This is a genomic window from Tropicimonas sp. (genome assembly GCF_047971885.1).
Taxonomy (GTDB): domain Bacteria; phylum Pseudomonadota; class Alphaproteobacteria; order Rhodobacterales; family Rhodobacteraceae; genus Tropicimonas.
Genome location: NZ_JBKEAE010000120.1, coordinates 1 through 9,290 on the forward strand (window position 1 = coordinate 1; position 9,290 = coordinate 9,290).

Here is a 9,290-nt window from a genome sequence, read left to right on the forward strand (position 1 = left end):
AGGAATACTGGGGCGTCAAGACCATGGCCTACAAGATCAACAAGAACCGCAAGGGCCATTACGTCTTCCTCAAGACGGACGCGCCGGCCCCCGCCGTTCAGGAGATGGAGCGCCTGATGCGCCTGCACGACGACGTGATGCGCGTGCTGACCATTCGCGTCGACGCACATGGCGAAGGCCCCTCCGCCCAGATGCAGAAGCGCGACGATCGCGACGATCGCCGTCGCAACCGCTGATCCCACCCCGAGAAAAGGAGCATAACCAATGGCTGCAAGACCGTTTTTCCGCCGCCGCAAGGTCTGCCCGTTCTCCGGTGAGAACGCGCCCCAGATCGACTACAAGGACACCCGCCTGCTTCAGCGCTACATTTCCGAGCGCGGCAAGATCGTGCCCTCCCGTATCACCGCCGTTTCGGCCAAGAAGCAGCGCGAACTGGCCCGCGCCATCAAGCGCGCCCGCTTCCTCGCCCTGCTGCCCTATGCCGTGAAGTAAGGAGAAGCCCGATGGACGTTATCCTTCTGGAACGCGTGGCCAAGCTCGGCCAGATGGGCGAGGTCGTCACCGTCAGGGACGGCTATGCCCGCAACTTCCTGCTGCCGCAGGGCAAGGCGCTGCGCGCGAACGATACCAACAAGGCCCGTTTCGACGCGGAACGCGCCCAACTCGAAGCCCGCAACCTCGAAACGAAGAAAGAGGCCGAATCGCTGGCCGAAAAGCTCGACGGCCAGCAGTTCGTGGTGATTCGCTCGGCGTCGGACGCCGGCGCGCTCTACGGATCGGTTACCCCGCGCGATGCCGCCGACGCGGCAACCGCGGGCGGCTTCTCGGTCGACAGGAAGCAGGTCGCGCTCGCCCGGCCGATCAAGGATCTTGGCCTGCACGATGTGCATGTGATCCTCCACCCCGAGGTCGAGGCTTCTATCATCCTCAACGTCGCCCGTTCGACCGAGGAGGCCGAACTGCAGGCCTCGGGCAAGACGATCCAGGAACTGGCCGCCGAGGAAGAAGCCGCCAGCGAATTCGAGATTGCCGAGCTTTTCGACGACATCGGCAGTGCCGCCGACGACGACGTAGACCTGCGCGGCGCCACCGCCGAAGAAGCCCCGCAGGACCCGATCGAAGACTGATCTTCCGACCTCCCGAGAGCTTCGCGGGCCGCCAGATCTGGCGGCCCGCTTCGTTTGATCCGCCTGTAATGGCCGTATCCGTCACCGGATGACGGTCTTGCCCGAGTGAGCAAGGCACCCGGGCGCGGCGCAAGCCCGAAGGCCGCCGGTGTCAACCGGTCTGGTTCAGACGCCGCAGCAGGCTCGACGTGTCCCAGCGTCCGCCGCCGATCTTCTGCACGTCCTTGTAGAACTGGTCGACCAGCGCCGTGACCGGCAGGCTGGCACCCTTCTCGTCGGCGGCATCGAGGCAGATGCGCAGGTCCTTGCGCATCCAGTCCACCGCGAACCCGTGGTCGTACTGATCGTCCAGCATCGTCTGATAGCGGTTCGCCATCTGCCACGAACCCGCCGCGCCGCCGCCGATGACCTCGATCACCGCCGCCGGGTCGAGCCCGGCCTTCTGCGCGAAGTGGAGACCTTCGGACAGCGCCTGCACCAGACCGGCGATGCAGATCTGATTGACCATCTTGCAAAGCTGCCCCGAGCCGCTTTCGCCCAGCCGGCGGCAGAGCTTGGAATAGGCGGTAATGACCGGCTCGGCGCGCGCATAGGCTCCCTCGTCGCCACCGCACATGATCACAAGCTGCCCGCGCTCGGCCCCCGCCTGCCCGCCCGATACCGGTGCGTCGATAAAGGAAATCCAGTTTTCGTCGGCTGCGGCGTACATCTCGCGCGTCACGCCGGCCGAAACGGTCGTGTGATCGACAAAGACCGCGCCCTCCTTCATCGCGGCGAAGGCCCCGTTCTCGCCGATGCAGACCTGACGCAGGTCGTCGTCGTTGCCGACGCAGGACATCACGAAATCCTGATCCGCCGCCGCCTCGGCCGGGGTGTGGGCCATCCAGCCGCCATAGGCGGCGATCCAGGCCTTCGCTCTGGACTCGGTCCGGTTATAGACCGTCACCTCGTGCCCGGCCTGCACAAGATGCCCCGCCATCGGCGCGCCCATCACGCCGAGCCCCAGAAACGCAACCTTCGCCATTACTTTCCCCCTCCCGGGACTTGATCTACCGTTGTTTCAGACCTACCCGACCCCGGGAGCGGGTCAACTGAAAGAGGAAGCATGGAACGCGTTTTCCGCTGGACGCTGCGGCTGTTCATCCTTGTCGCGGTCATGGCCGGGCTGGCGGCGGCGCTGGTCTATTACTTCGCGTCCCGCTCGCTGCCCGACTACAACGCCGGCTATACGCTCGACGGAATCGCCGCGCCGGTCGAGATCGTGCGCGACAATGCCGACGTGCCGCACATCTTCGGCGAGACCGACGAAGATGTCCTTTTCGGCCTCGGATTCGCCCACGCGCAGGACCGTCTGTGGCAGATGACCCTGATGCGGCGGACCGCGCAGGGCCGCCTGTCGGAATATTTCGGCCAGAGGACCGCCAGAACCGACGAATTCATGCGCCGGCTCGATCTCTACCGGCTCGCCCATGCCTCGGTCGCGGCGCAGGACGCCGGGGCGATTGCCCTGCTCGAAGCCTATTCGCGGGGCGTGAACGCCTGGATTCGCACCGTGAACGAGAATGCGCTGGGGCGCGGCGCGCCGGAGTTCTTCATCTTTCCGCCGGAAATCGCGCCGTGGGAGCCAGCCGATTCCATCGCCCTGCTCAAGCTGATGGCCCTGCGGCTCGACCAGCAGATGTCGGACGAGATATTGCGGGCGCGCGCGGCCCTCGTTCTGTCGCCCGAACGGCTGGCCGACCTGCTGCCGGATGCGCCGCGAACGGCCGCCGGCGTACCGATGCCCGATTTCAGCGCCGTTGCCCCGGACCCGGGCGACCGCGCCGGCGCAGCCGGCTACAGCACGCCCGGGCCCGATTTCTTCCCCGTTCCGTCGCCGGCCCTGGGCGGGGCGTCGAACGCATGGGCCGCGACGCGCGAACGCTCGGCGGCGGGCGGCGCGCTTCTGGCGAACGATCCCCACCTTCGGCTATCGGCACCGACGATCTGGTACCTGGCGCGTCTGGAGCTTTCGACCGGCGGCGTGATCGGCGCCACGATCCCGGGCATTCCCGGCATCCTGTCGGGCCGCTCGCAAGACCTCGGCTGGGGGCTGACCTATTCCTACGCCGACACACAGGACCTGCATATCGAGGAACTGAACCCCGCCGATACGGAAGAATACCGCACTCCCGGCGGCTGGGCGCCGTTCAGGACCGAACGCTCGATCATCCGGGTCAAGGATGCCCCCCCCGTCACCGTCACCCTGCGCTGGAGCGAAAACGGCCCGGTCATACCCGGAAGCCACATGGACCTCGCCGCAATCACGCCGCCCGGCCATGTGGTCTCGCTCGCATGGACGGCGCTCGACCCGGCGGACAGGTCGATATCGGCGGTGCTGCGCCTGCTGCGTGCGCAATCGGCCGACGAGGCAATTGAAGCCGGGCGGAACTATATCGCGCCGGCGATCAACCTGATGCTCGCCGACCGCGACGGTATCGCTCTGCAGGTCATCGGCGCGATACCCGACCGCGACCCGCGGCACTACAGCCAGGGGCGCATCCCGTCGCTCGGCTGGCAGGTCGAGAACCGCTGGCGCGGCCGGCAGCCCTACGAGAACAACCCCCGCGTCGTCGATCCCGCGTCGGGCGTTCTGGGCAATACCAACAACCCGACCACCCGGCGTGCGTTTCCCGACAACGTGAGCTTCGTCTGGGGCGACAGCGTGCGCATCCTGCGCCTGCAAAAGCTGATGGAGGAACGCGAGGTCCACACCCGCGAAAGCTTCATCGCCGCCCAGCTCGATACCGTTTCCACCGCTGCGCGGTCGCTTCTGCCGCTGATCGCCCGCGACCTGTGGTTCACCGGCGAGGCTGCGGCCGAGGGAACCCCCGACCGGCAGCGGCAGCGGGCACTGGAACTGCTCGCCAACTGGAACGGCGAGATGACCGAACATCAGCCCGAACCGCTGATCTATGCCGCCTGGATGCGCCAGCTTCAGCACAAGCTGATCCTCGACGATATCGGCCCGCTCTCCGATTCCTTTACCCATCCCGATCCGGTTTTCCTCGAACGTGTGTTCCGCAACATCGACGGCGCCGGGGCGTGGTGCGACATCCGCCAGACGACGATGGAGGAGACCTGTACCGACACGGCGAGGATCGCGCTCGACGAGGCGCTGATCTGGATCGGCGAGCGATATGGAACCGCGCTGGAAAGCCTGCGCTGGGGCGATGCGCATCCCGCGCAGCACAGGCACGAGGTGCTGGGCGAGGTGCCGGTGCTCAGGTGGTTCGTCAATATCGAACAATCGACCAGCGGCGGCGACAATACCCTGCAACGGGGGCTGACCAGCGGCAGCGACCCGATGCCCTTTGCCAATGTGCATGCCGCAGGCTACCGCGGGGTCTACGATTTCGCCGATCCCGATGCCTCGGTCTTCATTACCGCCACCGGCCAGTCGGGTCATCCGCTCAGCAGCCATTACGACGATCTGGGAGAGTTGTGGCGGCAGGGCGAATACATCCCGATGACCCTCGACCCGGAGCTTGCCCGCGCCGGCGCGGTGGGGATCACCCACCTGACGCCGCGCGAGACGACCCCGCCGGACTGAGCGAACCCGCACGGATACGGTGTCGAACTCCATCGCGACCGCCCGAAGAGTGGTGGTTCGGGCTATTCGAGCGCAGGACCGACGATCGGCTTGTGCAACGCGCTCAGCGGGTCGAATGACGGACTGCCCGCGCGGGCCGGCATTCGCTGCCGCTCTCACGCAACATCGCGAGAGATTCGGTTACCGCCCTGACCCTCCGGTCGCGTTGCGGGCACGGGGGCAGCCGGCGAACTGGTCGCGCAGGGGGCTGTCGGGGTCGATGTCCTTGTTGCAGACGACGCATTTGTCAGCGCCGGCGATGGCGTTCAGCCCGCCGCAACTGCCCTTGATGCGCATCCGCTGGCCCACCAGCACCACACCGATGGCCATCGCTCCCATGACAACGGCCAGCACCACGAAGGTCAGGATGAATGTCGACATCTCGGATCGCCCCCTGTTCAGGCCGGCAGGTTAGCGTGCATCGCGCAGCTTTTCAAACGCGCGGCTCGCCTTCTTGACATAGGTCTCCTCCGCCCCTTCGGCGCGCGAGATGAAATAGACGGCAAGCCCGTTGGCCTCGGCCGCCTTCATGCCTGCCTCCTCGCCCATCACGATCATCGCCGTTGCCAGCGCATCGGCCATCATGCCGTCCTCGGCGAGCACGGTAACCGATGTCGTGCGGTGAGTGATCGGGCGGCCGGTCGTCGGGTCGATCAGGTGCGAATAGCGTACCCCGTCCTGCTCGAAGAAATTGCGGTAATCGCCCGAGGTCGCCATGCCGAGGTCGCCGACCGGCAGCACCATCTCGACCGACCGGCTGCCGGTTTCCGACGTTTCGATGCCGATCTTCCATGTCTCGCCCGCCTCGTTCCGGCCGGCGGCGACCAGATCGCCACCGATCTCGACCAGGTAGTTCTCGACCCCCAGTTCCCTGAGCGCCCCGGCCACCGCATCGTTGCCATAGCCCTTGGCAATGGCCGAAAGATTGACCGAGACCAACGGGTCGCGCTTGGCCAGGGTGCCGCCGTCGAGGCTCAACAACTCCGCCTGCCCCACATGTTCCAGCGCCGCCGAGATCTCGGCATCGGCCGGTACCGGCTCGCCCGGCTGTTTCGGGCCGAAACCCCACAATTCGATCAGCGGCGACAGCGTGACGTCGAACTTGCCGCCCGAAATCGCGTTTACCCTGCCGGCAGCCGCCATCACATGGGCGAACTCCGGCGAGATATCGACCGGCTCCGTTGTCCGCGCGGCGTTGAAGAGCGAAACCTCGGAGTTCGGGTCCCAGTTCGACATGCTGGCGTTGACCGCCGCCAGAGCCTCCTCAACCGCCGCGCCGATCTGTTCTTCGCCCAGATCGCCCGGCACGCCCACCGCCGTGACATGATAGGTGGTGCCCATGGTTTCGCCTGAAAGCCTGACGGTGGCGCCCTCGTCCTCGCCGAAGCAGGCCGACAGAAGAAGCGGCGCGGCCAGGGCTGTGGCTCGATACATCATGCGCATGACGGGTATCCCTGCTGTCCGGTCGCTGCGGTCTCTCATTTCGGTTGCGGCCTGTCAACGCGCGGCAAAACGAGGCAACGGCCGCCTGCGCCTTTTCCCCACAGCTTATTGTGCAACCCTCGATGCGCCGATAAGGATGGACGGAACGGAAACGTATGCCGGTGCATACAGCGACCCGCCCGCCGGGTACGCCGGCAGCGGCAGGACGCGACGAACGACAACAGGAACGGAACGCAGCGACCCAGATGCCCGAGTTTGCCTTGAAAAAGGGATTGGACCTGCCGATCAGCGGGGAACCCGACCAGACAATCCACGACGGACCGAAGATCGCCACGGTCGCCGTGATGGGGGCCGATCATATCGGCCTGAAACCACGGATGCTGGTCGCCGAAGGCGATGGTGTCGAACGCGGCACGCCGCTTTTCGCGCACAAGGATTCGCCCGACGTGCTCTTTGTTTCGCCGGTCAGGGGGCGTGTCCGGGCCATCAATCGCGGCGCACGGCGGGTTCTGCAAAGCGTGGTGATCGAGGTTGCCGATCCGTTCGACCGCGGAACGGATTTCGGCCTGCTCGATGCGCAGGCCGGTGCGGATGAAATCGCGGCGCAGCTCTGCCGGGCGGGCCTGTGGCCGGCCTTCAGGACGCGGCCCTATTCGAAAATCCCCGCCGCCGACACCCGCCCCGCCGCCATCTACGTAACGGCGATGGAGAGCGAACCGCTCGCCCCCGACGCGGCGCTGGTCATCGCCGAAGCACCCGATGCCTTCGAGGCCGGGCTGGCGGCGATCGCCAGGCTGAGCACGGGCAGGACCTGGCTCTGCCACGCGACCGGCGCGTCGGTTCCGGGCGGCTCGGTCGAAGGGGTCGAGGTCGCGACCTTCTCGGGCCCGCACCCTGCGGGGCTTGCCGGCACCCACATGCATTTTCTGGAACCGCCCAGTGCCAGCAGAACGGTGTGGACGATCTCCTATCAGGATGTGATCGCCATCGGGCGGCTGTTGACAACCGGGTTTCTCGACCCGACCGTCATCGTCTCGCTCGCCGGGCCGCGCGCCCTGCGGCCCCGGCTTCTGCGCACGATGCTCGGCGCCAATATCGCCGACCTGACCGAGGACGAGATCGCCGGCGACGAGCCGCTGCGGGTGATCTCCGGTTCGGTGCTGAGCGGGCGGATCGCCGATGGCGCCTTCGATTTCCTCGGCCGCCATCACCGCCAGGTGACGATGATCACCGAGGACCGGAAGCAGGTGTTTCTGGGCTGGCTGCGCCCGCGCCCGGACCAGCATGCGGTGATGCCGATCCTTGCCTCGGCGCTGAACCGCCTCGGGAAGTTTCCCATGGGCTCCAACCTCAACGGCGCACGGCGGGCGATGGTGCCCACCGGCGTCTTCGAGGAACTGATGCCGCAGGATCTGCTGCCCACACAGCTTCTGCGGGCGCTTCTGGTCATGGATACCGATGTTGCCCAGACGCTCGGCGCGCTGGAACTGGACGAGGAGGACGTGGCGCTTTTCACCTATGCCTGCCCGGCCAAGTACGAATACGCGATCGCCCTGCGCGACAGTCTGACCAAGATCGAGAAGGAGGGCTGAAGCCGTGGGTCTGCGATCATATCTCGACCGAATCGAGCCCGGGTTCAAGCCGGGCGGCAAGTACCACAAGTACCACTCGATGTACGAGATGGTCGAAAGCGTGCTCTACACGCAAAAGTCGGTGACCACTGCCGCGCCCCATGCGCGCACCTTTACCGACATGAAGCGGATCATGACCTATGTGGTCATTGCGACGATCCCCTGCATCCTCTGGGGCCTTTACAATACCGGATTTCAGGCCAACACGGCGCTCGCCGCGATGGGTGAACCGGCAATGCAGGGCTGGCGGATCGGGCTGATGCAGATACTCGGCGGTTTCGGGCTGAACCCGGCAAACCCGATCGCCTGCCTGTTCCACGGGCTGCTGTGGTTCCTGCCGATCTATATCGTCACGCTTGTCGTCGGCGGGATATGGGAGGTGGTCTTCGCGCTGGTGCGCGGCCACGAGGTCAACGAGGGCTTTCTCGTCACCTCGATGCTCTACGTGCTGATCCTGCCCGCCTCCATCCCGCTCTGGCAGGTGGCGCTTGGCATCTCGTTCGGGGTGGTGATCGGCAAGGAGGTCTTTGGCGGCACCGGCAAGAACTTTCTCAACCCGGCGCTGGTAGGGCGCGCGTTCCTGTATTTCGCCTATCCCGCCCAGATGTCGGGCGACAGCGTCTGGACCCCGGTCGACGGCTTTTCCGGCGCAACCGCCCTGGCCGTGACCGCCAGGGATGGCGTGCCCGGCCTCGCCGGAACCGGCATCACCTTTGCCGATGCGTTCTGGGGCACCATTCAGGGCTCGATCGGCGAAACATCGGCCATCGCCTGCGCCATCGGGCTGATCTTCCTGCTCGTCACCCGCATCGCCAACTGGCGCCTCGTGGTCGGCTGCATCGCCGGCACGGCGGGTTTCAGCCTGCTGCTGAACCTGATCGGCTCCGATACCAACCCGATGTTCGCCATGCCCTTTTGGTGGCACATGGTGCTGGGCGGCTGGGCCTTCGGGCTGGCCTTCATGGTGACCGAACCGGTTTCGGCCAGCCATACCAACGTGGGCCGCTACTGGTACGGCGCACTGGTGGGCTTCATGGTGGTGATGATCCGGGTCCTGAACCCCGCCTTTCCCGAAGGCATGATGCTCGCCATCCTTTTCGCCAACATCTTCGCCCCGCTCATCGACTGGTTCGTGGTGCGGGCCAACATCGCTCGGAGGGCAAAGCGCAATGCCTGAGAACGACCCCGCAAACGGCGGCGGATTTGTCGCCCGCTGGAAGGCGCTGCCGGTGGATTCGGTGCAGAAGACAGTGGTCGTCGCCGTCACGCTCTGCCTGTTCTGCTCGATGATCGTCAGCGCGGCGGCGGTGAGCCTGCGCCCGCAGCAGGAGGCGAACAAGCTGCGCGACAAGCAGGTCAACATCCTCCAGGTCGCCGGGCGCTACGAGCCGGGAACCGATGTGACCGAAGCCTTTGCCGCCTTCGAGCCGCGCGTGGTCGACCTTGCCGCCGGCATCT

Annotated in this window: 9 protein-coding genes and 1 pseudogene; 7 read left to right on the forward strand and 3 right to left on the reverse strand. The window is 66.1% G+C overall.

Going from position 1 to position 9,290, the window contains the following annotated elements; genetic code table 11:
* The 3 genes from rpsF to rplI form a co-directional block, all read left to right on the forward strand.
* On the forward strand, window positions 1–236 hold a 236-nt coding region (rpsF, locus tag ACK5IR_RS09955; RefSeq protein WP_416928421.1), incomplete at its 5' end, for a 30S ribosomal protein S6.
* A gap of 28 nt (window positions 237–264) precedes the next feature.
* Window positions 265–492: a 30S ribosomal protein S18 gene (rpsR, locus tag ACK5IR_RS09960; RefSeq protein ID WP_416928423.1), complete on the forward strand. Its 228-nt coding sequence runs from the start codon at window positions 265–267 to the stop codon at window positions 490–492.
* A gap of 11 nt (window positions 493–503) precedes the next feature.
* A complete protein-coding gene (gene rplI / locus ACK5IR_RS09965) occupies window positions 504–1,127 on the forward strand; it encodes a 50S ribosomal protein L9 (protein WP_416928425.1) in 624 nt (207 codons plus the stop codon).
* 151 nt (window positions 1,128–1,278) lie between these two features.
* On the opposite strand, the gene ACK5IR_RS09970 is transcribed toward rplI, so the two are convergent.
* The gene (locus tag ACK5IR_RS09970; protein ID WP_416928427.1) at window positions 1,279–2,151 is read right to left on the reverse strand and encodes an NAD(P)-dependent oxidoreductase; all 873 of its coding nucleotides are present in this window, start codon (window positions 2,149–2,151) and stop codon (window positions 1,279–1,281) included.
* An 81-nt stretch (window positions 2,152–2,232) separates the two neighbouring features.
* Here ACK5IR_RS09970 and ACK5IR_RS09975 point away from each other — a divergent pair, with 81 nt between their 5' ends.
* On the forward strand, window positions 2,233–4,719 hold the full coding sequence (locus ACK5IR_RS09975; RefSeq protein ID WP_416928429.1) for a penicillin acylase family protein: 2,487 nt from the start codon (window positions 2,233–2,235) through the stop codon (window positions 4,717–4,719).
* Window positions 4,720–4,899: 180 nt separating this feature from the next.
* Here the strand turns inward: ACK5IR_RS09975 and nqrM are convergent, their stop codons facing one another.
* Window positions 4,900–5,139 (reverse strand): (Na+)-NQR maturation NqrM, encoded by a 240-nt coding sequence (gene nqrM, locus ACK5IR_RS09980; protein WP_416928431.1) that lies wholly within the window; start codon window positions 5,137–5,139, stop codon window positions 4,900–4,902.
* A 30-nt stretch (window positions 5,140–5,169) separates the two neighbouring features.
* Window positions 5,170–6,201 carry an FAD:protein FMN transferase gene (locus ACK5IR_RS09985; RefSeq protein WP_416928433.1) on the reverse strand — a complete coding sequence of 344 codons (1,032 nt, stop codon included), beginning with the start codon at window positions 6,199–6,201 and terminating at the stop codon, window positions 5,170–5,172.
* 245 nt (window positions 6,202–6,446) lie between these two features.
* On the opposite strand from ACK5IR_RS09985, the gene ACK5IR_RS09990 reads away from it, so the two are divergent.
* The 3 genes and pseudogenes from ACK5IR_RS09990 to ACK5IR_RS10000 all read left to right on the forward strand — a co-directional run.
* On the forward strand, window positions 6,447–7,793 hold the full coding sequence (locus tag ACK5IR_RS09990) for a Na(+)-translocating NADH-quinone reductase subunit A (RefSeq protein ID WP_416928435.1): 1,347 nt from the start codon (window positions 6,447–6,449) through the stop codon (window positions 7,791–7,793).
* Between the two features lie 4 nt (window positions 7,794–7,797).
* Complete coding sequence (locus ACK5IR_RS09995) at window positions 7,798–9,009, forward strand: NADH:ubiquinone reductase (Na(+)-transporting) subunit B (protein ID WP_416928437.1); 1,212 nt, start codon at window positions 7,798–7,800, stop codon at window positions 9,007–9,009.
* Window positions 9,002–9,290, forward strand: a pseudogene (locus ACK5IR_RS10000) (Na(+)-translocating NADH-quinone reductase subunit C); the annotation flags it as partial. The gene ACK5IR_RS09995 and the pseudogene ACK5IR_RS10000, both read left to right, overlap by 8 nt.